Below are 21,243 nucleotides of genomic sequence, written 5' to 3' on the forward strand. Positions count from 1 at the left end.
CATGAATAACAAGATTCCATTAGCCACGCCCGCTGACAACGGGCCAACGAAGAACTTTGAACCATGGCCACTATCCACGTAGACGGCAAAGCGCTCGAAGTCGATGGGGCGGACAACCTGTTACAGGCATGTCTGTCACTCGGCCTCGACATCCCGTATTTCTGCTGGCACCCCGCGCTCGGTAGCGTCGGTGCCTGTCGCCAGTGTGCGGTCAAGCAGTACACCGACGAGAACGACACCCGCGGTCGTATCGTCATGTCCTGCATGACCCCAGCCACCGACAACACCTGGATCTCCATCGACGATGATGAATCCAAGGCGTTCCGCGCCAGTGTCGTCGAATGGCTGATGACCAACCACCCTCACGACTGCCCGGTCTGTGAGGAAGGCGGTCACTGCCACCTGCAAGACATGACGGTGATGACCGGCCACAACGAGCGCCGCTATCGCTTCACCAAGCGCACCCACCAGAACCAGGACCTCGGCCCGTTCATTTCCCACGAGATGAACCGCTGCATCGCCTGTTACCGTTGCGTGCGTTTCTATAAGGACTACGCCGGCGGCACCGACCTGGGCGTGTTCGGCGCCCACGACAACGTGTACTTCGGTCGCGTTGAAGACGGCGTGCTCGAAAGCGAATTCTCCGGCAACCTCACCGAGGTCTGCCCGACCGGTGTGTTCACCGACAAGACCCACTCCGAGCGCTACAACCGTAAATGGGACATGCAGTTCGCCCCGAGCATCTGCCATGGCTGCTCCAGCGGTTGCAACATCTCGCCGGGCGAGCGCTACGGTGAGCTGCGCCGTATCGAAAACCGCTTCAACGGTTCGGTCAACCAGTACTTCCTGTGCGACCGTGGCCGTTTCGGCTATGGCTACGTCAACCGCGAAGACCGTCCACGCCAGCCGCTGCTGGCCGATGGCGCCAAGCTGAGCCTGGACGCCGCGCTGGACAAGGCCGCCGACCTGCTGCGTGGGCGTAACATCGTCGGTATCGGCTCGCCGCGCGCCAGCCTCGAAAGCAACTTCGCGCTGCGTGAACTGGTCGGCGCCGAGCACTTCTACTGCGGTATCGAAGCCGGCGAACTGGAGCGTATCCGCCTGGTCCTGCAAGTGCTGAACGACAGCCCGCTGCCTGTGCCGAACATGCGCGACATCGAAGACCACGATGCGATCTTCGTGCTCGGTGAAGACCTGACCCAGACCGCCGCGCGTATCGCGCTGTCGCTGCGTCAGTCGGTCAAAGGCAAGGCCGAGGAAATGGCCGATGCCATGCGCGTCCAGCCCTGGCTCGACGCCGCGGTGAAAAACATCGGCCAGCACGCGCTGAACCCGCTGTTTATCGCCTCCCTGGCTGAAACCAAGCTCGACGACATCGCCGAAGAATGCGTCCACGCCGCACCGGACGACCTAGCGCGCATCGGCTTCGCCGTGGCCCACGCCCTCGACGCCAGCGCGCCAGCCGTTGACGGCCTAGACACTGAAGCCCTGGCACTGGCCCAGCGCATCGCCGACGCCCTGCTGGCCGCCAAGCGCCCGCTGATCATTGCCGGTACGTCGCTGGGTTCCAAGGCGCTGATCGAAGCCGCCGCCAACATCGCCAAGGCCCTGAAGCTGCGCGACAAGAACGGCTCCATCAGCCTGGTTGTACCGGAAGCCAACAGCCTTGGCCTGGCCATGCTCGGTGGCGAGTCCGTGGACGCGGCCCTGCAAGCGGTGACCGACGGCCGTGCCGACGCGATCGTGGTGCTGGAAAACGACCTGTACACCCGCACCGCTGCGGCCAAGGTTGACGCTGCACTCAACGCCGCCAAGGTGCTGATCGTGGCCGACCACCAGAAGACCGCCACCAGCGAGCGTGCCGACCTGGTACTGCCGGCCGCTACCTTCGCCGAAGGCGACGGTACCCTGGTCAGCCAGGAAGGCCGCGCCCAGCGCTTCTTCCAGGTGTTCGATCCGAAGTACATGGACGCCAGCATCCTGGTTCACGAAGGCTGGCGCTGGCTGCATGCCCTGCGCGCGACCCTGCTGAACCAGCCGATCGACTGGACCCAGCTGGACCACGTCACCGCCGCGACCGCCGCCAGCGCACCGCAGCTGGCGCGCATCGTCGACGCCGCACCGTCCGCCGCGTTCCGCATCAAGGGCCTGAAACTGGCCCGTGAGCCGCTGCGTTACTCCGGTCGTACCGCCATGCGCGCCAACATCAGCGTGCATGAACCGCGTACCCCGCAAGACGCCGACACCGCATTCGCCTTCTCCATGGAAGGTTACTCGGGTTCGGTCGAGCCACGTCAGCAGGTGCCATTTGCCTGGTCGCCGGGCTGGAACTCACCGCAGGCCTGGAACAAGTTCCAGGACGAAGTCGGTGGTCACATCCGTGCTGGCGACCCGGGCACCCGCCTGATCGAAAGCACCGGTGACTCGCTGAACTGGTTCGCCGCCGTACCGCGTCCATTCAACCCGGCGCCGGGTACCTGGCAGGTCGTGCCGTTCTTCCACCTGTTCGGCAGCGAAGAGACCTCTTCCAAGGCCGCGCCGGTTCAGGAACGCATTCCAGCCGCCTACGTGGCCCTGGCCAAGTCCGAAGCCGACCGCCTGGGCGTCAACGACGGTGCCCTGCTCAGCCTGAACGTGGCCGGCCAGACCTTGCGTCTGCCGCTGCGCATCAACGAAGAGCTGGGTGCCGGCCTGGTTGCACTGCCTAAAGGCATCGCCGGTATTCCTCCAGCGATCTTTGGCCAAACCGTTGACGGTCTGCAGGAGGCAGCGCAATGACCTGGTTCACCCCTGAAGTGATCGACGTGATCATCTCGGTCGTCAAGGCCATCGTGATCCTGTTGGCCGTGGTCGTCGCGGGCGCTTTGCTCAGCTTCGTCGAACGTCGCCTGCTGGGCTGGTGGCAGGACCGTTACGGTCCGAACCGCGTTGGCCCGTTCGGCATGTTCCAGATCGCCGCCGACATGCTCAAGATGTTCTTCAAGGAAGACTGGACCCCGCCGTTTGCCGACAAGGTGATCTTCACCCTGGCACCGGTGGTGGCCATGAGCGCCTTGCTGATTGCCTTCGCGATCATCCCGATCACCCCGACCTGGGGCGTGGCGGACCTGAACATCGGCCTGCTGTTCTTCTTCGCCATGGCGGGCCTGTCGGTGTACGCGGTGCTGTTCGCCGGTTGGTCGAGCAACAACAAGTTCGCCCTGCTGGGCAGCTTGCGGGCCTCGGCGCAAACCGTATCCTATGAAGTGTTCATGGGGTTGGCACTGATGGGCATCGTGGTGCAGGTTGGCTCGTTCAACATGCGCGATATCGTCGAGTACCAGGCACAGAACCTGTGGTTCATCATTCCGCAGTTCTTTGGCTTCTGCACCTTCTTCATCGCTGGCGTAGCCGTGACTCACCGTCACCCCTTCGACCAGCCGGAAGCGGAGCAGGAACTGGCCGACGGCTACCACATTGAATATGCCGGCATGAAGTGGGGCATGTTCTTCGTCGGTGAGTACATCGGCATCATCTTGATCTCGGCCCTGCTGGTGACGCTGTTCTTTGGCGGCTGGCACGGTCCGTTTGGCATCCTGCCGCAGTTGGCCTTCTTCTGGTTCTTCCTGAAGACCGCGTTCTTCATCATGCTGTTCATCCTGCTGCGCGCCTCGATTCCGCGCCCGCGCTATGACCAGGTGATGGATTTCAGCTGGAGATTCTGCCTGCCGCTGACCCTGATCAATTTGCTGGTGACGGCTGCCGTCGTGTTGTTGAACACGCCAGCAGCCGCGGTTCAGTGAGGATTTGACCCATGTTCAAATATATTGGCGACATCGTTAAGGGTACCGGTACCCAGTTGCGAAGCCTGGTGATGGTGTTCGGTCACGGCTTTCGCAAACGCGACACCCTGCAATACCCGGAAGAAGCGGTGTACCTGCCGCCGCGCTATCGTGGCCGCATCGTGCTCACCCGTGACCCCGATGGCGAAGAGCGTTGCGTAGCCTGCAACCTGTGCGCCGTGGCGTGCCCGGTGGGTTGCATCTCCCTGCAGAAAGCTGAAACCGAAGACGGTCGCTGGTACCCGGACTTCTTTCGTATCAACTTCTCGCGCTGCATTTTCTGCGGCCTCTGCGAGGAAGCTTGCCCGACCACCGCGATCCAGCTCACGCCGGATTTCGAGATGGCCGAGTTCAAACGTCAGGACCTGGTGTACGAGAAAGAAGATCTGCTGATCTCTGGTCCCGGTAAAAACCCTGATTACAACTTCTATCGTGTTGCAGGTATGGCCGTTGCCGGTAAGCCCAAGGGCGCCGCACAAAACGAAGCCGAGCCGATCAACGTGAAGAGCTTGCTGCCTTAAGGAAGAAAGATGGAATTCGCTTTCTATTTCGCATCGGGTATCGCGGTTGTGTCCACGCTTCGCGTGATCACCAACACCAACCCCGTGCACGCCCTGCTCTACCTGATCATTTCGCTGATCGCCGTGGCCATGACCTTTTTCGCACTCGGCGCACCGTTCGCCGGTGTGCTGGAAGTGATCGCCTACGCCGGCGCCATCATGGTGCTGTTCGTGTTCGTGGTGATGATGCTCAACCTGGGGCCGGCTTCGGTCGCCCAGGAACGCGTCTGGCTCAAGCCCGGCATCTGGCTCGGCCCGGTTGTGCTGGCGGCGCTGCTGCTGGCTGAACTGCTGTATGTGCTGTTCGCTCACCAGAGCGGCCAGGCCATCGGCCACACCACCGTGGACGCGAAAGCCGTGGGCGTCAGCCTGTTCGGCCCGTACCTGCTGGTGGTCGAACTGGCTTCGATGCTGCTGCTCGCCGCAGCCATCACGGCCTTCCACTTGGGCCGCAACGAAGCCAAGGAGCAATGACGATGCCTGCTATCCCTTTGGAGCATGGTCTGGCGGTCGCCGGCATCCTGTTCTGCCTTGGCCTGGTCGGCCTGATGGTTCGCCGTAACATTCTGTTCGTGTTGATGAGCCTGGAAATCATGATGAACGCCGCGGCACTGGCGTTCATCGTGGCGGGTAGCCGTTGGGGCCAGCCGGATGGACAAGTCATGTTCATCCTGGTGATCAGCCTGGCAGCCGCCGAGGCCAGTATCGGCCTGGCGATCCTGCTGCAACTGTATCGTCGCTTCCACACGCTTGATATCGACGCTGCCAGTGAGATGCGCGGATGAATATGATCTTTCTGACTTTCGTATTTCCCCTGATCGGTTTCCTGCTGCTGTCGTTCTCTCGCGGACGCTGGTCGGAAAACCTTTCGGCCCTGATCGGCGTGGGTTCCATTGGCCTGTCGGCCATCGTCGCCGCCTACGTCATCTGGCAATTCAACGTGGCGCCGCCGGAAGGCGGTCACTACACCCTGGTGCTGTGGCAGTGGATGTCGGTGGAAGGCTTCAAGCCCAACTTCGCCCTCTACGTCGACGGCCTGTCGATCACCATGCTCGGCGTGGTGGTGGGTGTAGGCTTCCTGATCCACTTGTTCGCCTCCTGGTACATGCGCGGTGAAGCCGGTTACTCGCGCTTCTTCTCGTACACCAACCTGTTTATCGCCAGCATGCTGTTCCTGGTGCTCGGCGATAACCTGTTGTTCCTGTACTTTGGCTGGGAAGGCGTGGGCCTGTGCTCGTACCTGTTGATCGGTTTCTACTACAGCAACCGCAACAACGGTAACGCGGCACTCAAGGCGTTCATCGTCACCCGTATCGGCGACGTGTTCATGGCCATCGGCCTGTTCATCCTGTTCCAACAGGTGGGCACGCTGAACATCCAGGAACTGCTGGTGCTGGCACCGCAGAAATTCCAGGTCGGCGACTTCTGGATCACCCTGGCGACCCTGATGCTGCTGGGCGGCGCTGTCGGTAAATCCGCGCAACTGCCGCTGCAAACCTGGCTGGCGGATGCAATGGCCGGTCCTACCCCGGTGTCGGCACTGATTCACGCGGCAACCATGGTGACCGCCGGTGTCTACCTGATCGCCCGTACCCACGGCCTGTTCACCCTGGCGCCGGATATCCTGCACCTGGTAGGCATCGTCGGCGGCGTGACCCTGGTACTGGCCGGCTTCGCCGCGCTGGTGCAGACCGACATCAAGCGTATCCTCGCCTACTCGACCATGAGCCAGATCGGCTACATGTTCCTGGCCCTGGGCGTTGGCGCCTGGGACGCGGCGATCTTCCACCTGATGACCCACGCCTTCTTCAAGGCCCTGCTGTTCCTGGCCTCCGGTGCGGTGATCGTGGCCTGCCACCACGAGCAGAACATCTTCAAGATGGGCGGCCTGTGGAAGAAACTGCCGTTGGCCTACGCCAGCTTCATCGTCGGTGGTGCCGCGCTCGCCGCGCTGCCGCTGGTGACCGCCGGTTTCTACTCCAAGGACGAAATCCTCTGGGAAGCCTTTGCCAGCGGTAACCAGAACCTGCTGTACGCAGGCCTGGTGGGTGCGTTCATGACCTCGCTGTACACCTTCCGCCTGATCTTCATCACCTTCCACGGTGAAGCCAAGACCGAAGCGCATGCTGGCCACGGTATCTCCCACTGGTTGCCACTGTCGGTGCTGATCATCCTGTCGACCTTCATCGGCGCCCTGATCACTCCGCCACTGGCCGGTGTACTGCCGCAAAGCGTCGGCCATGCCGGCGGCGAAGCCAAGCACAGCCTGGAAATCGCCTCGGGCGCCATCGCCATCGCCGGTATCCTGCTGGCGGCGCTGTTGTTCCTCGGCAAGCGTCGCTTCGTGACCGCCGTGGCCAACAGCGGTATCGGCCGCTTCCTGTCGGCCTGGTGGTTCGCCGCCTGGGGCTTCGACTGGATCTACGACAAACTGTTCGTCAAGCCTTACCTTGCGATCAGCCATGTACTGCGCAAAGACCCGCTCGACCAGACCATCGGTTTGATCCCGCGTGCAGCCAAAGGCGGTCACACCGCACTGAGCCGCAGCGAGACAGGGCAATTGCGTTGGTATGCAGCTTCCATGGCGGCCGGTGCCGTGCTGGTGATCGGCGCCATCGTAGTGGTAGCGGTCTGATATGAACTTTGCGAACTTGCGAAAGGAAACGAGCCTGTCATGATTCTGCCCTGGCTAATCCTGATCCCCTTTATCGGCGGCCTGCTCTGCTGGATGGGTGAACGCTTCGGCGCCACCCTCCCCCGCTGGATTGCGTTGCTGACCATGTCCCTGGAACTCGCGCTCGGCCTCTGGCTGTGGGCCCATGGCGACTATTCATTCGCTCCGGCTCCGGGTGTCGATCCAACCTTCGCGCTTGAATTCAAGCACGTGTGGATCCAGCGCTTCGGCATCAACGTGCACCTGGCCCTCGACGGCCTGTCGCTGTTGATGATCCTGCTGACCGGCCTGCTGGGTATCCTCTCGGTACTCTGCTCCTGGAAAGAGATCCAGCGTCACGTGGGCTTCTTCCACCTGAACCTGATGTGGATTTTGGGCGGCGTGGTCGGCGTGTTCCTTGCGCTGGACCTGTTCATGTTCTTCTTCTTCTGGGAAATGATGCTGGTGCCGATGTACTTCCTCATCGCGCTCTGGGGTCACAGTTCTTCGGACGGCAAGAAAACCCGGATCTACGCGGCGACCAAGTTCTTCATCTTCACCCAGGCTTCCGGCCTGATCATGTTGGTGGCGATCCTGGGTCTGGTCCTGGTCAATTTCAACAACACCGGCGTGATTACCTTCAACTACGCCGACCTGTTGAAAACCAAGATGTCCCTGACCACCGAGTACATCCTGATGCTGGGCTTCTTCATCGCCTTCGCGGTGAAGCTGCCGGTGGTGCCGTTCCACTCCTGGTTGCCGGATGCCCACGCCCAGGCGCCAACCGCCGGTTCCGTTGACCTGGCCGGTATCCTGCTGAAAACCGCTGCCTACGGCCTGCTGCGTTTCGCCCTGCCGCTGTTCCCGAATGCCTCGGCCGAGTTCGCGCCGATTGCGATGACCCTGGGTCTGATCGGGATCTTCTACGGTGCGTTCCTGGCCTTCGCGCAAACCGACATCAAGCGTCTGATTGCCTTCTCGTCCGTTTCCCACATGGGTTTCGTACTGATCGGCATCTATTCCGGCAGCCAGCTGGCGTTGCAGGGCGCAGTGATCCAGATGTTGGCCCACGGTGTCTCGGCCGCTGCACTGTTTATCCTGAGTGGCCAGCTGTATGAGCGCCTGCACACCCGTGACATGCGTGAAATGGGTGGCGTGTGGTCGCGCATCGCCTACCTGCCGGCAATCAGCCTGTTCTTTGCCGCCGCCTCCCTGGGCTTGCCGGGTACCGGTAACTTCATCGGCGAGTTCCTGATCCTGATGGGTGCCTTCGTGCAGACGCCGTGGATCAGTGCCATTGCCACCTCCGGCCTGGTCTTCGGTTCGGTCTACTCGCTGATCATGATCCACCGCGCCTACTTCGGCCCGGCCAAGTCCGACACCGTCCTGCAAGGGATGGATGCGCGCGAACTGATCATGGTGCTCGGCCTGGCGGTACTGCTGATCTACATCGGCGTATACCCGCAGCCGTTCCTGGACACTTCTGCCGCCACGATGCATGGCGTGCAGCAATGGTTCGGCACCGCCTTCTCTCAACTCGCTTCGGCCCGGTAAGAGCGCTATGGAATTCACGATCCAACACTTTATCGCGCTTGCGCCGCTGCTGATCACCAGCCTCACCATCGTGGTGGTGATGCTGGCGATCGCCTGGCGCCGCAATCATTCGCAAACGTTCCTGCTGTCCTGCGCCGGGTTGAACCTGGCCCTGCTGTCGATCATCCCGGCCCTCAAGGTCGCGCCATTGGCGGTCACGCCGCTGATGATGGTCGATGACTTCGCACTGCTGTACATCGCGCTGATCCTGGTCGCGACCCTGGCCTGCGTCACGCTCGCCCACGCCTACCTCGGCGAGGGCGGCACCGGCTACCCGGGCAACAAGGAAGAGCTGTACCTGCTGATCCTGCTGGCTGCGGCCGGCGGTATCGTGCTGGTCAGCGCACAGCACCTGGCGGGCCTGTTCATCGGCCTGGAACTGCTGTCGATCCCGACCTACGGTCTGGTGGCCTATGCCTTCTTCAACAAGCGCTCCCTGGAAGCCGGCATCAAGTACATGGTGCTGTCGGCAGCCGGCTCCGCGTTCCTGTTGTTCGGTATGGCCCTGCTCTACGCCGAAGCCGGCAGCCTGAGCTTCACCGGTATCGGTCACGCCCTGGCCGCTACCAACAGCCCTGCGCCAATCGCCCAACTGGGCCTGGCAATGATGCTGATCGGCCTGGCGTTCAAGCTCTCCCTGGTGCCGTTCCACCTGTGGACCCCGGACGTGTACGAAGGCGCCCCGGCGCCGGTGGCCGCGTTCCTGGCCACTGCATCGAAAGTGGCGGTGTTCGCGGTGATGGTGCGGTTGTTCCAGATCTCGCCGGCTGCCAACACCGGTGTGCTGAGCAACGTGCTGACCGTGATCGCCATCGCGTCGATCCTGTTCGGTAACCTGCTGGCCCTGACCCAGAACAACCTCAAGCGCCTGCTGGGTTATTCGTCCATCGCTCACTTCGGCTACCTGCTGATCGCCCTGGTGGCGAGCAAAGGCCTGGCCGTGGAAGCCATCGGCGTGTACCTGGTCACCTACGTGATCACCAGCCTCGGCGCGTTCGGGGTGATCACCCTGATGTCCTCGCCGTACAAAGGCCGTGACGCCGACGCCCTGTACGAATACCGCGGCCTGTTCTGGCGCCGTCCGTACCTGACCGCCGTACTCACTGTGATGATGCTGTCCCTGGCGGGTATCCCGCTGACGGCCGGCTTTATCGGCAAGTTCTACATCGTCGCCACCGGCGTCGAAGCCCACCAATGGTGGCTGGTCGCGTCCCTGGTACTGGGCAGCGCCATCGGCGTGTTCTACTACCTGCGCGTGATGGTCACCCTGTACCTGATCGAGCCAAACCTGCGCCGTGTGGATGCCGAGCTGCATTGGGAACAGAAGGCGGGCGGCGTAATGCTGCTGGCCATCGCCCTGCTCGCGTTCTTCCTGGGCGTGTACCCACAACCGTTGCTGACACTGGTGCAGCACGCGGTGCTGGGGGTTTGATCGCTTAAGTTGATGCAATCAACAGAACGGCGCCTTAGGGCGCCGTTTTGCGTTTCCATGGCCTGGTTTGCCCCCCTTCCCTGCTCGCTGACTTTTCCTTCTTGACCTGCCTCTTCATCTGGCATCTACCCGTTGGATGCGGCCTTAAGGTGGTTGCGTTTTAAGAAAGTTCCCACAGCAAGGTCACTTGACCCGTTGCAGGTGGGCCACCAAACTATACGCAGGCTACGTACAGAACATGGATGCTCTATTTATCGAACTGCCGGCATTCGAACGGCATCGCAGGGACTATCTGAGTGACGAGCTTTTCCAGGGCTTTCAACAGGAACTGATGAAAAACCCGGAAGCGGGAGACGTGATCGAAGGAACGGGAGGGTTACGCAAGGTTCGCTTCGTCGATGAGCGACGAAACAAAGGCAAGCGCGGTGGCCTGCGGGTCATTTACTACTGGTGGTCGGGCGGCACGCAATTCTGGTTATTCACCTTGTATGGCAAACACGAACAAAGCGACCTGACACCCCAACACAAGAAAGCCCTTAAACACATGCTGGACAGGGAAATCAAAGCGAGAGCACACAATGAAACGTGAAATCTTTTCCGAACTGGTCGAAGGCTTCGACGCCTTGGCGGACGAACGTCAGGGCAAGATCACCCTGCGCACCCACAAAGTCCACCTCAACAAACTGGCGCCGCTCACTGCCGACGAAGTGATCGCAGTGCGTCAGCAACTCAACCTTTCCCGGTCGGTATTTGCCATGTATCTGCGTACCAATACCCGCACCCTGGAGAATTGGGAGCAAGGACGAGCAAAACCAAACGCACAGGCCGTTACGCTGATCCGCTTGGTGGCGCGCTTTCCGGAAACCGTGGCGCAACTCGCTGTATTGAGTTGAGAGATGCCCGATAGGGAATGTGGGGGTTGGCCCCCCACATCCTGGGCAGTGCCTTAGAACGCGATACCGACCTTGAAGCCGTACTCGTCACGCTTGAGCTTGGTGTTGTCTGCGACATAGGAGTCGTCGTCAAGCTTGTACTCGGTACGGGTGTAGTAAAGGCCCGCCATCACCGGCATGTTGCCCTTCTGGTTCATCAGCAGGCTCACTTCGGCGTATGGGTTGGTGCGGTCCTTGAGGTCCACGCTGTCACTGCCGATGCCGTCGACCTTGAGCTTGGCACGGCCATCAATGGTGTGGCGAGCGCCGGCTTCAACGCGCAGGGTCATGTCATCGAACTGGTGGTTATAGCCCAGGGCTGCCTTGGCGAATGGCGACTTGTTGGTGAGCTTCAAATCGTAGCCGTTGGTGTCCGGCTCGTAACGGGTCCAGGTGTAGCCGCCGCCGACGATCACGTCGACGAAGTTGCGCGCATCCAGCGCGGCACGCCAGCCGAGGTCGAGGTCGGCCTGGCCTTCCTTGAGCTTGTTATCGCTTTTCTCACCGTACTTGGCTTCGATACCGGCCTGGTAGATGAAGCCCGATTCGGCAGTGAGCTTGTTGCCGAAGTTGTAGAACAGGCCCGCCTCGGGCATGTGGTCCTTGTCGCTTTCGCTACCGCCTTCGAGTTTGAAGTCGTTATAGCTGCCCAGGATACCGAAGGTGGAGATCGGGTCGGTGGACGGTGCCGCAAACACCACGGTTGGCGCCGCCACCAAGGCCAGCAATGAGGTGTTCTTGAGGAATTTTCCGAATAGTTTGGACATCGTTTTACATCTCCATTTTTTGGTGGGCAAAGTATTCAGGAACCGGTTCGAACCTTGGCGTTTGCAAAAAGTTCGAACGGATTTGCACCAAAAAGGAGAAAAAACGGTTCAGCGAAGGCTCTAGGTCAATAGTCTTGGCTTTGGGCCAGGATCAGGCCTTCAAGTGCCGCGTGCAACTGCGGATGATCCGGTAGGCGAATGGCAAACGTGTCGCGCAGCAGCGCCAACATTTGGTCGGCGCTTTCGATAGTGCGCTTTTCGCTGGGCCGATCCAGGTAATGGGTCGCATAGTGGGCGTTGGCCAAGGTATGGCGCTTACCCGGGGCCAACAGCGCCGCTTTCAGTTGCCCCACGAAAGGTGAATGAGGGTGCGTGGAGACGTACCAGTTACCGACCTCATAATCGATGTCGGTTTGCAGTTGCAGGTCAAACACGTACAGGCCGCGCCACGCTTCGGCGACTTTGGCCCATAGCGTGTAGTGACCATCATCCAATGTCAGCCGGTAGGGTTCATGGGCGGTGGGCTGGGGAGTGCCGCTGTCCAGCAGCAATGGGCTGCTGGGCACCATGCCGCCAAAGCCAACATCGCTGATGTAACGCACGCCATCCAGGGTCACCAGGCTAAGGCGGTGGGTGCGCGCAGTGCGCGCTTGCGGTGGGCCGCCCATCACCACCCATCCGGTGATACCGCGGGCGTCAAACCCCAGTTCCAGCAACAGCGCCAGGAACATCTGGTTCAATTCATAGCAGTAACCTCCCCGCCCATCGAGCAGTACTTTTTGCTCAACGCTGGGCAGGTCGATCGGTACCGGCACCCGCAACAGGGTCGACAGGCTTTCAAAGGCGAAGGTGCACACATGGCGCAGTTGCAGGTCGCGCAAAGTCTGCAGGGTGGGCGGCGGCGGCGAATCGTAGCCCAGGCGTTGCAGGTACACGCGGCTATGGGTGAGCGAGGTCATGGCGCGCTCCTTCGGCGCAGTATGAAGGCGCCACTATGCCGCGCATCGGCGCGAATTGTCATTTTGAATGAACCTTTGGCGGCGCCTGCCTATCCATCTATAACAAGACAGGGAGGCAACATGAGTACCGCTAAAATCTACACCATCCATTATCAGCTGCACGGTAAACCCAAGTCTTTCGTGGTGCGCGCCGAGGTGATGAACAGTACCGAGGCCTGGCACTGGGCGGCAGTCGATGCCGATATTGCGCATGTCAGCCGCATTGGCCGCGTGGGGCACGAGCAGGTGAAAAAAACCACCCGGCCCTGGGCGGAAAAGTTCGGCATCACCGATGTCAGCTGGAACCCTCCAAAATAAACAAAGCCCCGCACGATTGCGGGGCCTGATTCACTTCTTCAAGTCGCCCAGCGGATCGTAGGGCGGCTTTTTTTCCGATTGCTTTTGCTTGTCCAGCGGTGCGATGGCCGGTCCGATGGGGTCGACCTGCGGGTCGGCCAGGTCGGGCGAGTCGGGGTCGAACCCCAACTCTTCCTTACCGCTGGCATGTTCATCGGAACGCGGGCCGTTCGGGGGATTACTCATAAAAGACCTCCTTGCTTAAAGCGGACGGGCTTTGTCGTGGAGGTTTTCCAGGTCTTGTTCGACCCGCTCCACGTCGTCGTTATCCTGACGCTCCGCCGGATCGTTAGGACGCAGCGCATCGTTATCGCGCTCCTCTTCGCCGGGGGTGCGATTGGGATCGGGCGTGCCAGGCGGCGGTTGCTTGTGCTCGGACATGATGGGTGACCTCATGGTGACTTCACGGATTTAGAGGAACCACCGGTTGCCATCGTTCAACTTGATTGCTTCAAGCATGAGAAGATGGCGTCCCGTTCTGGAGAACTGACCCGAATGTTCGAGCTCAAACCCTGTGACCCCGCGCTATACCGGCAACAGACCCGCCGCAGCACGCTGATCATCGCCGTGGTGTTCCTGGCGCTGGCCATGTTGCTGTCGAGCCTGGCGGTAATGCTGTTCGGTGAATCGGGCGGCGATAACTTTCGCTTCAATGTCGGCGGGGTGTTTGCCGGGGTGTTGATCACTGTCGCCCTGGTACGTGGCCCCTTCTGGACTCAGCCGTGGCTGGCAGCAGCGGTATACGGCTGGCAGCTCAAGCGCAGCCTGATGAGCGTGACCAATGTGATGCACAAGGTCAGCGAACGGGTACAGGCCAATGATCCCACTGCTATCAAAGTGCTGCGCTTCTACCATCTGGGGCTGACGCAGATGCACGCCCTAGACGCCAACTCCAGCGCACAGGCGCAATTGGCCGGTGAAATCGAAGCGCACACCGCGAAAATGCAGGCGTTGGGGATCGATACGGAACAAACCCGCCTCGACCCCCTCTGGTTGGAAAGCGTTAAAGGCGCTTGAGCCGCTCACCTCGTCAGGGCGAAACTCTGGCCCGCCAGCAAAACACCGCACTCACGGCAATCGCCGCGCCCGCCATGCCAAACACCCAGGGCGCCGACGCAATCGGCAGCAGCAAACCCGCCAGCAATGGCCCCAGACCCGCGCCGATGTCTCGCCACACGGCGTTGGACGCCAGCGCGGACACCCGCATCGAGCCCGGATTACGCTCGGCCACCAACGTGGTCACCAGCGGCAATTGCAGCGCACGCAACACCAACACCGCCGCCGCGCCGACAATCACCCAATAACTGCCGAATGCTGTCAGTGCCAAGGCGCTCAGGAACGAAAACAGCAGCAACATCGAGGTGGCGCCAAAGCGCTGCGCTGCGCGCCCGCCCAAGGGGCTGAGCAGCAGTTCCGAGAGATAGCGCAGGGCCATTAAGCCGCCGGCGATCAACACCGCATCGCCGCCCATGATTGTTTGCGCCTGGATCGACAGGCCAAAGATAAACAAACCGTCCAGCGCCACGCCTTCGATAAACGACCACATCGCGACGCTGTCGGGCCACTTGAAGCGTCGCCCGGGCGTGCCGTGCAGGTCATGACCCGTAGCCGGCAAGCCTCGAGCCAACCAGAGCCCGATCAGACAGCACCCGGCGAGCACCAGGAAAATCGGGCGCGGCCCCGCCCATAAGGTCAGCACGCCGCCCAGCGGCAAGGCGAGCATCGGCCCGCAGGCGATCAACGCACGCGACCGCCCTGCCCGGCGTGCCGCGCCTTGCGGCTCGGAAGTGGCGAGTACCTGGGTCGACAGGTTCAGCGCGGCGAAGCACAGCCCCCAGACCAGACGCAAGCCCAGCAGTGCGGCGAACCCCGACAACACCGAGTTACCCAAGGCACACAAGGCTGCGGCGCCTGCGGCGATCATGCAGGTCAGGCGATCACCGTTGCGCGCGTAGAACTTCAACACATGCCGGTAGCCGAAAATCCGTACCAGGCGGTTCGCCGCCAACAATACCCCGGCCTGGGCCAGAGTGACGCCGAACGCGTCCGCTTCCATGGGTAACAGCAGGTAGAGCAAGACGTCACTGGGCAGGCAGAAGCCGAGGGTCAGCGCGGCGCGGCGGGAAGATACATCAGCGGTGCGGTGGGCCAGGCTGGGCATAAACCGAAACATTCAGAAATATTCAGGCCTCCACACTAGCCTTGCCCTGCCCTGTTTTACAAGGTCTCCACACTGCGTTGATAGGGCAATAACCGCAGCCCACTGGCAACAGCGCCCACCAGCGCGAACACGCAACCCAGCCACAGTGCGTACTCCGGGCCGGTGTCTACGAACAGGTGAAAACACAAGGCCACCAACGAGGCGCCGAGCGTCTGCCCCAGCAACCGCGAGATCGCCACGATGCCGCTGGCCCCGCCGCTGCGGGCCAAGGGCGCGCTGGTCATCAGGGCTTTGAGGTTGGGCGACTGGAAAAAACCGAAGCCGGCGCCGCACAAGGCCATGCGCCAGCCGATCTCGAAGGCCGAGGCGTCATTGCCCAGGGTGGCCAGCGCGGCCATGCCAACGCTGAGCATCAACAAGCCAATGCCGCACAGCAGACCCAGTGACACACGGTCAGCCAGGCGCCCTGCAACCAAGGCCATGACCGCCACCACGGCCGGCCACGGCGTCATCAGAAAGCCGGTCTCCACTTGGCTGTGGCCCAGCGTCGACTGCAACAGAAACGGCAACGCCACAAACGCCAGGCCCTGTGCACTGAAGGCGCAGATCGCCGTCAGCGAAGACAATGCAAACACCGGACGCTTGAATAAATCCACCGCCAGCATCGGCGCCGGGTGCCCGGCTTCGCGGCGCAGCAGCAACGCACCGAACACCAGCGCCAGCGCGATCAACCCCAAGGTCAGCGCACCCTGTGCGCCATGCACGGCGGCGCCCAAACCCAAGACCAGCAAGGCGAACAACCCTGCACACAGCAGCGCCGCCAACCGGTCGAAGGCGTGCCCCGTGATGGGCAACACCGGTAACGAACGCAGGCCCAGCCCCAAGGCCAACAGCCCCAGTGGCACGTTGATCAGGTACAGCCAATGCCAACTGGCCACGGAGAGGATCGCCGACGCAGCGGTGGGGCCCAAGGTGAACGCCAGCCCTACCACCAGCGAGTTATAGCCCAGGCCACGCCCGAGCATGTTTGCAGGGTAGATATGCCGCAGCAAGGCGGTGTTGACGCTCATCAGCGCCGCCGCTCCCAGGCCCTGCGCCACCCGTGCGGCAGTAAGGGTCAGCAGCGAATCGGCCAGGCCGCACAACAATGACGAAACAATGAACAGCAGCAAGCCGCCCAGATACACGCGGCGATGCCCCAGCACATCGCTCAGCGAAGCAAACGGCAGCACCGTCGCGATGATCGCCAACTGGTAGGCGTTGACCACCCAGATCACCGAAGCCGAGTCCGTGCCAATACCGTCCGCCAGCGTCGGCAAGGCGGTATTGACGATCGCGGTGTCCAGGGTTGCCATGCCGATCCCCAGCGAGAGGGCAATCACGGCCGGCAAGCGTTTATTGAGAGGCAGCCCATCGGCAACAGGAGACATGAACAATCCGCACGGGTGGCAAGGGCGCTTAGATTACGGCCAGTGCGGATTTTTTTCAGCGGTCATTGGTTTGGCTGTCAGTTTTTTCATGTTCGCCGGCGCGCGGCGGGCCAAGGTCAATAGGTGATTTGAAGCGTGGTGATGGGCGAGCTCGTGCAACGATTACAGGCTAACTGGTCAGCCGCCATCTGCGGATTCCAGGGGCCGATCACGCCGTCGCGCTTACCGTGGTCATCCACCGAATCCAACGCCTTCAAGACGTTGTCACGCTTGAGCACTTCGCGGGCCAGTTGGGTTTCATTATCTTTCTGCGCGTCGCCCGTCAGCGCACGGCCCGCCACTTCACGGATTTTATCCGTGGTTGCATTCGGCGTCGTCGGGTGCTTGAACGCCTGGAAGTTGTCGCCAAAGGCCTTGGCCAGATCCGAGTCCGACATCTTCGAGTAATCATTGGGGGACGGGCGTGCCGGTGAGGCGTGCGACACGCGAATGCTTGAGATCAGCATGGCTGAGTACTCCTGGAAGTTTGCCGAGGTCGCTGTTATGTGGCCAGCGACCCTGGGTCAGTTCCAGGGGGATCAGGGGCAGGCTATCAGCCTTGGATCGGCGTAGCCGCAGTGATCGGGCTCAGGTCCAGATGCCCCTGCTTCAACGGAGGGCACCAGTAGTAGCCACCGGTCAACGGCGTGCTGATGCGATACAAGCCATCGACAATCCCGTCTTCCAGCCCGCTCATGCGGCGCAGCTGCGCTTCGAATGCATCGAAAGAGTGCCCGAACGCCAGAAACATCAGCCCCGCCTGGCCGTTTTCGGCCCATGGCATTGAACGACGTACCACGAAGGCTTCGGGGCTGAAGCTTTCCTGGGCGGTGCGCTTGGTATGGGCGGACTCGGGGGCGTCATCGAGCTCTTCGTTGTCGCCATGGCGGCGGCCGATGATGTGGTCGCGCTCCTGGGCGGGCAGCGCAGCGAAACCGTCGAGGTCGTGCTGCCATTGCTGGATGGCGGCGAAGCTGGCGCCGCTGTCCGTCAGCGCCGCTTCCACGGCTGCGTCGTCATGGGGGTTCTCGGTGCCGTCTTCGTAGTCGGTCAGGTCGAAACCGGTCTTGTAGCGAAAGCCTTCGGTCATCTGTACCAGGCGCAACGCCGGCGCCAGGGCTTTTTCGAACGCGCGGCTGCGCAGCAGCAATTCACCACGGTCCACGCCATGCAGCCATACCCACAAGGCCTGCTGGGTGGACGGGTTATGCGCGCCAGGGCCGGTGACCGCGGGGAAGGCCCGCAACCCTGCGACATCCGCGCCCAACGCCTTTACCAGCGGCTCACCGAAACCGACCACCGCCGCTGAATCCGTCAGTTGCACCAGCGCGTCCAGCGCAGCGGGCAAGGCGCCCGGGGACTCAATGGCAAAAAACAGATGGCGTGCCTGCAACGGCACCGGTGCGGCAAGAATGCCCGGCTGGTACTGACTCATGTGAACTCCTTCAAGAAAGCCGCGCAGTTTATCCCGAAGCGCCTGGAATCCGCAGCGTAAAGCGCACAAGCCTTGCCACAGAGCCCTGGTATGGGTGACTCTCTAGTCATGTTTTGCAACTATTCCAGGGGTAGCGACATGACCACCAGTAACCTGCTCGCCCAGCTGTTTCCCGCTTCCACCGCCGACATTCCCGAGGCCTTTCGCCTCGGGGAGCCGATTGAACAGCGTGATTACCTGGTCGACGGCCAGCTACGGGTGTGGAATGGCCCGTTGGCGCGCATTCAAAGCCCGGTGCAACTTGGCGACGAACGCGTGTACATCGGCAGCACACCGCTGCTGGACGCCGAAACCGCTCTCACCGCCCTCGACGCCGCGGTGCGCGCGTATGACCGGGGCCAGGGCGAGTGGCCGACCATGCGCGTAGCCGACCGCATCCAGCATGTGGAAGCCTTCCTGCGGCGCATGCGCGAACAGCGTGACGCGGTGGTCAAATTGCTGATGTGGGAGATCGGCAAAAACCTCAAGGACTCGCAGAAAGAGTTCGACCGCACCTGTGACTACATCACCGACACCATCAACGCCCTCAAGGAACTTGACCGCCGCGGCAGCCGCTTCGAGCTGGAGCAGGACACCCTGGGGCAAATCCGCCGCGTGCCGATGGGCGTGGCGCTGTGCATGGGCCCGTACAATTACCCGTTGAACGAGACCTTCACCACGCTGATCCCGGCGCTGATCATGGGCAATACCGTGGTCTTCAAGCCGGCCAAGCTTGGCGTGCTGTTGATCCGCCCGCTGCTGGAGGCGTTTCGCGACAGCTTCCCGGCCGGGGTGATCAACGTGATCTACGGCAGCGGCCGCGAAACCGTCAGCGCGCTGATGGCCAGCGGCAAGATCGATATCTTTGCGTTCATCGGCACCAACAAGGCCGCCAGCGACCTGAAAAAACTCCATCCAAAACCCCACCGCCTGCGCGCCGCGTTGGGCCTGGATGCGAAAAATCCCGGCATCGTGCTGCCCGAGGTCGACCTCGACAACGCGGTCAGCGAAGCGCTTACCGGCTCGTTGTCGTTCAACGGTCAACGCTGCACCGCGCTGAAGATCCTGTTTGTGCACGAGGCGGTGGTCGACCCGTTCATCGAAAAATTCAACGCCAAGCTGGCGACCTTGAAACCCGGCATGCCCTGGGATGACGGCGTGGCGCTGACCCCACTGCCGGAAGTGGGCAAGGTGGACTACCTCAACGACCTGGTCGCCGATGCCGCACAGCACGGCGCCCGAGTGGTGAACCCCAATGGCGGCACCAGCCGCGGTTCATTCTTCTACCCGGCGGTGTTGTACCCGGTGAACCCGCAGATGCGTGTGTACCACGAGGAGCAGTTTGGCCCCGTGGTGCCGATCGTGCCCTACCGTGACCTGGAGACGGTGATCGACTACGTGCTGGACTCGGACTTCGGCCAACAGTTGAGCCTGTTCGGCACCCATGCCGGGGAAATCGCACGGCTGGTGGATACCTTCGCCAACCAGGTCGGCCGGATCAATATCAACGCCCAGTGCCAGCGCGGGCCGGACACCTTCCCCTTCAACGGGCGCAAGAACTCGGCCGAGGGGACGTTGTCGGTACATGACGCGCTGCGCGTGTTCTCGATCCGCACCCTGGTCGCGACCAAGTTCCAGGAGAGCAACAAGGCGTTGCTCGGGGAGATCTTGCGCAACCGTGACTCGAACTTCATCAGCACCGACTACATCTTCTAAGCATATCGCCGTTCGAACAGGTGGGCGCCGGCTTGCTCCCACCGTTCGGACCGAGTCACCGCTATCACCGAGGCCACTTCAATACCGATGAACCTGCCCCTCTTCGCCCGGCGCCTGCTGCGCCCGTTGCTCGACCCGTACCGGCGCTATCGCCATGCCAAGCTGATCCACGCCGTGCGCGTGTCCATCGGCCTGCTGGCAACGATCCTGCTGACCACCGGCATTAACCTGCCCCACGGTGAGTGGGCGTCGGTGACCATGCTGATCGTGATCGGAGGGTTGCAGCATCACGGCAATATCGGCAAGAAAGCCGTGGAACGCGCCTATGGCACCTTGATCGGTGCCAGTGTCGGTTTGTTGGTGGTGGTTCAACATGCCTGGCTGGGTATGCCGCTGCTTACGTATCTGTTGATGTCAGCGGTGTGCGGGTTCTTTTCCTACCACGCCATCGGCAAGGGCGGCTATATCGCGCTGCTGTCGGCGATCACGGTGTTTATTGTGGCCGGGCACGGTGATAACCCAATCTCGGACGGGCTGTGGCGCACCGTCGACATTCTGATCGGCATCGCGCTGGCCCTGGCGTTTTCCTTCGCCCTGCCGCTGTACGCGGTGTACTCGTGGCGCTACAACCTGGCCAGCGCCCTGCGCGACTGTGCGGCGATCTATGGCCGGATCATCAATGGCCAATCGGTTACCGATGACGAACACCTCAAACTGCTCAACCGCTTGAACGCGGCGATGCTGCAATTGCGTTCGCTGATGCCCTCGGTGTCCAAGGAAGTGCGGATTTCAATGACCGAACTGGACAAACTCCAGCGGCACCTGCGCATGTGCATCAGCACCCTGGAGATTCTCGGCAATACCCGACCGGACCCGCGTGACGAGCAGGCTACGGCAAGGATGCGTGTGATGCTCAAGGCCGAGCACCGGCAAATTCGGGTTCAATTGGTGGGAATGGCGCGGGCGTTGAAATCGGGAGTCACGGAGCGTCTGCAACGCCCCCATAATGCCAGCAGCCCGCCGACCTCACTGGACGCCCCCGTGTACAGCGCGCTGGATGGCTATCGATTATTGACCGTGCAACTGGCGGATAACGTGGATCAGATGCGTCAGCGCCTGGCGAAAAGCGCACCTCGCTGGAAGATTTAATATGAGCGTTAAATAAGCTTGCTTGATTTAACGTATTCACACTTTCTCTTACATATTTTTCACGCTTTATTCACAAGCCGGAACGTAGTGTGAAGCCTCATCCGTTACAAACGTTGCATATCAAGCCCGCCGCCCCAGCGGGCTTTTTTTTGCCCTGGATT

General features: G+C 61.6%; 22 protein-coding genes. 14 read left to right on the forward strand and 8 right to left on the reverse strand.

The window, feature by feature from the left end; all coding sequences use genetic code 11:
• Window positions 1–63 precede the first annotated feature (63 nt).
• The 10 genes from nuoG to C4J94_RS16410 all read left to right on the forward strand — a co-directional run bounded on the left by nuoG (window position 64) and on the right by C4J94_RS16410 (window position 10,952).
• On the forward strand, window positions 64–2,778 hold the full coding sequence (nuoG, locus tag C4J94_RS16365; RefSeq protein WP_124387135.1) for an NADH-quinone oxidoreductase subunit NuoG: 2,715 nt from the start codon (window positions 64–66) through the stop codon (window positions 2,776–2,778).
• Complete coding sequence (gene nuoH / locus C4J94_RS16370) at window positions 2,775–3,782, forward strand: NADH-quinone oxidoreductase subunit NuoH (RefSeq protein ID WP_003174724.1); 1,008 nt, start codon at window positions 2,775–2,777, stop codon at window positions 3,780–3,782. Before nuoG ends, nuoH begins: the two co-directional genes overlap by 4 nt.
• 11 nt (window positions 3,783–3,793) lie before the next feature.
• Entirely contained in the window at window positions 3,794–4,342 is a 549-nt protein-coding gene (gene nuoI / locus C4J94_RS16375; protein WP_003174725.1) for an NADH-quinone oxidoreductase subunit NuoI, read from the forward strand.
• Between the two features lie 9 nt (window positions 4,343–4,351).
• On the forward strand, window positions 4,352–4,855 hold the full coding sequence (nuoJ, locus tag C4J94_RS16380) for an NADH-quinone oxidoreductase subunit J (protein ID WP_124387136.1): 504 nt from the start codon (window positions 4,352–4,354) through the stop codon (window positions 4,853–4,855).
• 2 nt (window positions 4,856–4,857) lie between these two features.
• Window positions 4,858–5,166 (forward strand): NADH-quinone oxidoreductase subunit NuoK, encoded by a 309-nt coding sequence (gene nuoK, locus C4J94_RS16385; RefSeq protein WP_003219560.1) that lies wholly within the window; start codon window positions 4,858–4,860, stop codon window positions 5,164–5,166.
• Window positions 5,163–7,016, forward strand: a complete 1,854-nt coding sequence (gene nuoL / locus C4J94_RS16390; protein ID WP_124387137.1) for an NADH-quinone oxidoreductase subunit L — start codon at window positions 5,163–5,165, stop codon at window positions 7,014–7,016. The genes nuoK and nuoL overlap by 4 nt, the downstream gene beginning before the upstream one ends.
• Before the next feature lie 39 nt (window positions 7,017–7,055).
• The gene (gene nuoM / locus C4J94_RS16395; RefSeq protein ID WP_010209575.1) at window positions 7,056–8,588 is read left to right on the forward strand and encodes an NADH-quinone oxidoreductase subunit M; all 1,533 of its coding nucleotides are present in this window, start codon (window positions 7,056–7,058) and stop codon (window positions 8,586–8,588) included.
• A 7-nt stretch (window positions 8,589–8,595) separates the two neighbouring features.
• Window positions 8,596–10,059, forward strand: coding sequence for an NADH-quinone oxidoreductase subunit NuoN (gene nuoN, locus C4J94_RS16400; RefSeq protein ID WP_124367423.1), 1,464 nt, complete (start codon window positions 8,596–8,598; stop codon window positions 10,057–10,059).
• A 238-nt stretch (window positions 10,060–10,297) separates the two neighbouring features.
• Window positions 10,298–10,648, forward strand: a complete 351-nt coding sequence (locus C4J94_RS16405) for a toxin (RefSeq protein WP_124387138.1) — start codon at window positions 10,298–10,300, stop codon at window positions 10,646–10,648.
• A complete protein-coding gene (locus C4J94_RS16410; RefSeq protein WP_124387139.1) occupies window positions 10,638–10,952 on the forward strand; it encodes a DNA-binding transcriptional regulator in 315 nt (104 codons plus the stop codon). Before C4J94_RS16405 ends, C4J94_RS16410 begins: the two co-directional genes overlap by 11 nt.
• A gap of 53 nt (window positions 10,953–11,005) precedes the next feature.
• Here the strand turns inward: C4J94_RS16410 and C4J94_RS16415 are convergent, their stop codons facing one another.
• Window positions 11,006–11,758 carry an outer membrane beta-barrel protein gene (locus C4J94_RS16415; protein WP_124387140.1) on the reverse strand — a complete coding sequence of 251 codons (753 nt, stop codon included), beginning with the start codon at window positions 11,756–11,758 and terminating at the stop codon, window positions 11,006–11,008.
• A 125-nt stretch (window positions 11,759–11,883) separates the two neighbouring features.
• Complete coding sequence (locus tag C4J94_RS16420) at window positions 11,884–12,717, reverse strand: arylamine N-acetyltransferase (RefSeq protein WP_124387141.1); 834 nt, start codon at window positions 12,715–12,717, stop codon at window positions 11,884–11,886.
• Between the two features lie 120 nt (window positions 12,718–12,837).
• Here C4J94_RS16420 and C4J94_RS16425 point away from each other — a divergent pair, with 120 nt between their 5' ends.
• Window positions 12,838–13,074 carry a DUF6555 family protein gene (locus tag C4J94_RS16425; protein WP_124387142.1) on the forward strand — a complete coding sequence of 79 codons (237 nt, stop codon included), beginning with the start codon at window positions 12,838–12,840 and terminating at the stop codon, window positions 13,072–13,074.
• Window positions 13,075–13,104: 30 nt separating this feature from the next.
• Here C4J94_RS16425 and C4J94_RS16430 read toward each other — a convergent pair whose 3' ends face one another.
• Together C4J94_RS16430 and C4J94_RS16435 are read right to left on the reverse strand one after the other, a co-directional pair.
• Window positions 13,105–13,299 (reverse strand): DUF6021 family protein, encoded by a 195-nt coding sequence (locus tag C4J94_RS16430; RefSeq protein ID WP_124387143.1) that lies wholly within the window; start codon window positions 13,297–13,299, stop codon window positions 13,105–13,107.
• Window positions 13,300–13,314: 15 nt separating this feature from the next.
• Entirely contained in the window at window positions 13,315–13,494 is a 180-nt protein-coding gene (locus C4J94_RS16435) for a hypothetical protein (RefSeq protein WP_124388995.1), read from the reverse strand.
• A 114-nt stretch (window positions 13,495–13,608) separates the two neighbouring features.
• Here C4J94_RS16435 and C4J94_RS16440 point away from each other — a divergent pair, with 114 nt between their 5' ends.
• The gene (locus C4J94_RS16440; RefSeq protein WP_124387144.1) at window positions 13,609–14,130 is read left to right on the forward strand and encodes a DUF3087 family protein; all 522 of its coding nucleotides are present in this window, start codon (window positions 13,609–13,611) and stop codon (window positions 14,128–14,130) included.
• A gap of 13 nt (window positions 14,131–14,143) precedes the next feature.
• On the opposite strand, the gene C4J94_RS16445 is transcribed toward C4J94_RS16440, so the two are convergent.
• The 4 genes from C4J94_RS16445 to C4J94_RS16460 all read right to left on the reverse strand — a co-directional run bounded on the left by C4J94_RS16445 (window position 14,144) and on the right by C4J94_RS16460 (window position 18,178).
• Complete coding sequence (locus C4J94_RS16445) at window positions 14,144–15,274, reverse strand: MFS transporter (protein ID WP_124387145.1); 1,131 nt, start codon at window positions 15,272–15,274, stop codon at window positions 14,144–14,146.
• A 56-nt stretch (window positions 15,275–15,330) separates the two neighbouring features.
• Window positions 15,331–16,704, reverse strand: coding sequence for an MFS transporter (locus C4J94_RS16450; protein WP_124387146.1), 1,374 nt, complete (start codon window positions 16,702–16,704; stop codon window positions 15,331–15,333).
• Window positions 16,705–16,820: 116 nt separating this feature from the next.
• Complete coding sequence (locus C4J94_RS16455; RefSeq protein WP_124387147.1) at window positions 16,821–17,210, reverse strand: hypothetical protein; 390 nt, start codon at window positions 17,208–17,210, stop codon at window positions 16,821–16,823.
• Window positions 17,211–17,296: 86 nt separating this feature from the next.
• Window positions 17,297–18,178, reverse strand: coding sequence for a Dyp-type peroxidase (locus C4J94_RS16460; protein ID WP_124387148.1), 882 nt, complete (start codon window positions 18,176–18,178; stop codon window positions 17,297–17,299).
• A 138-nt stretch (window positions 18,179–18,316) separates the two neighbouring features.
• Here C4J94_RS16460 and C4J94_RS16465 point away from each other — a divergent pair, with 138 nt between their 5' ends.
• Together C4J94_RS16465 and C4J94_RS16470 are read left to right on the forward strand one after the other, a co-directional pair.
• Window positions 18,317–19,933 (forward strand): NADP-dependent glyceraldehyde-3-phosphate dehydrogenase, encoded by a 1,617-nt coding sequence (locus C4J94_RS16465; RefSeq protein ID WP_124387149.1) that lies wholly within the window; start codon window positions 18,317–18,319, stop codon window positions 19,931–19,933.
• Between the two features lie 87 nt (window positions 19,934–20,020).
• Window positions 20,021–21,082 carry an FUSC family protein gene (locus C4J94_RS16470; protein WP_124387150.1) on the forward strand — a complete coding sequence of 354 codons (1,062 nt, stop codon included), beginning with the start codon at window positions 20,021–20,023 and terminating at the stop codon, window positions 21,080–21,082.
• Window positions 21,083–21,243: the final 161 nt, after the last annotated feature.

Origin of the sequence: Pseudomonas sp. R5-89-07 (genome assembly GCF_003851685.1) — a bacterium.
Classification (GTDB): domain Bacteria; phylum Pseudomonadota; class Gammaproteobacteria; order Pseudomonadales; family Pseudomonadaceae; genus Aquipseudomonas.

Excerpts from the sequence above, each read along its gene's own strand:
- nuoG (WP_124387135.1), top strand. The coding sequence starts at position 64 with ATGGCCACTATCCACGTAGACGGCAAAGCGCTCGAAGTCGATGGGGCG.
- nuoH (WP_003174724.1), top strand. The coding sequence starts at position 2,775 with ATGACCTGGTTCACCCCTGAAGTGATCGACGTGATCATCTCGGTCGTC.
- nuoI (WP_003174725.1), top strand. The coding sequence starts at position 3,794 with ATGTTCAAATATATTGGCGACATCGTTAAGGGTACCGGTACCCAGTTG.
- nuoJ (WP_124387136.1), top strand. The coding sequence starts at position 4,352 with ATGGAATTCGCTTTCTATTTCGCATCGGGTATCGCGGTTGTGTCCACG.
- nuoK (WP_003219560.1), top strand. The coding sequence starts at position 4,858 with ATGCCTGCTATCCCTTTGGAGCATGGTCTGGCGGTCGCCGGCATCCTG.
- nuoL (WP_124387137.1), top strand. The coding sequence starts at position 5,163 with ATGAATATGATCTTTCTGACTTTCGTATTTCCCCTGATCGGTTTCCTG.
- nuoM (WP_010209575.1), top strand. The coding sequence starts at position 7,056 with ATGATTCTGCCCTGGCTAATCCTGATCCCCTTTATCGGCGGCCTGCTC.
- nuoN (WP_124367423.1), top strand. The coding sequence starts at position 8,596 with ATGGAATTCACGATCCAACACTTTATCGCGCTTGCGCCGCTGCTGATC.
- C4J94_RS16405 (WP_124387138.1), top strand. The coding sequence starts at position 10,298 with ATGGATGCTCTATTTATCGAACTGCCGGCATTCGAACGGCATCGCAGG.
- C4J94_RS16410 (WP_124387139.1), top strand. The coding sequence starts at position 10,638 with ATGAAACGTGAAATCTTTTCCGAACTGGTCGAAGGCTTCGACGCCTTG.
- C4J94_RS16415 (WP_124387140.1), bottom strand. The coding sequence starts at position 11,758 with ATGTCCAAACTATTCGGAAAATTCCTCAAGAACACCTCATTGCTGGCC.
- C4J94_RS16420 (WP_124387141.1), bottom strand. The coding sequence starts at position 12,717 with ATGACCTCGCTCACCCATAGCCGCGTGTACCTGCAACGCCTGGGCTAC.
- C4J94_RS16425 (WP_124387142.1), top strand. The coding sequence starts at position 12,838 with ATGAGTACCGCTAAAATCTACACCATCCATTATCAGCTGCACGGTAAA.
- C4J94_RS16430 (WP_124387143.1), bottom strand. The coding sequence starts at position 13,299 with ATGAGTAATCCCCCGAACGGCCCGCGTTCCGATGAACATGCCAGCGGT.
- C4J94_RS16435 (WP_124388995.1), bottom strand. The coding sequence starts at position 13,494 with ATGTCCGAGCACAAGCAACCGCCGCCTGGCACGCCCGATCCCAATCGC.
- C4J94_RS16440 (WP_124387144.1), top strand. The coding sequence starts at position 13,609 with ATGTTCGAGCTCAAACCCTGTGACCCCGCGCTATACCGGCAACAGACC.
- C4J94_RS16445 (WP_124387145.1), bottom strand. The coding sequence starts at position 15,274 with ATGCCCAGCCTGGCCCACCGCACCGCTGATGTATCTTCCCGCCGCGCC.
- C4J94_RS16450 (WP_124387146.1), bottom strand. The coding sequence starts at position 16,704 with ATGTCTCCTGTTGCCGATGGGCTGCCTCTCAATAAACGCTTGCCGGCC.
- C4J94_RS16455 (WP_124387147.1), bottom strand. The coding sequence starts at position 17,210 with ATGCTGATCTCAAGCATTCGCGTGTCGCACGCCTCACCGGCACGCCCG.
- C4J94_RS16460 (WP_124387148.1), bottom strand. The coding sequence starts at position 18,178 with ATGAGTCAGTACCAGCCGGGCATTCTTGCCGCACCGGTGCCGTTGCAG.
- C4J94_RS16465 (WP_124387149.1), top strand. The coding sequence starts at position 18,317 with ATGACCACCAGTAACCTGCTCGCCCAGCTGTTTCCCGCTTCCACCGCC.
- C4J94_RS16470 (WP_124387150.1), top strand. The coding sequence starts at position 20,021 with ATGAACCTGCCCCTCTTCGCCCGGCGCCTGCTGCGCCCGTTGCTCGAC.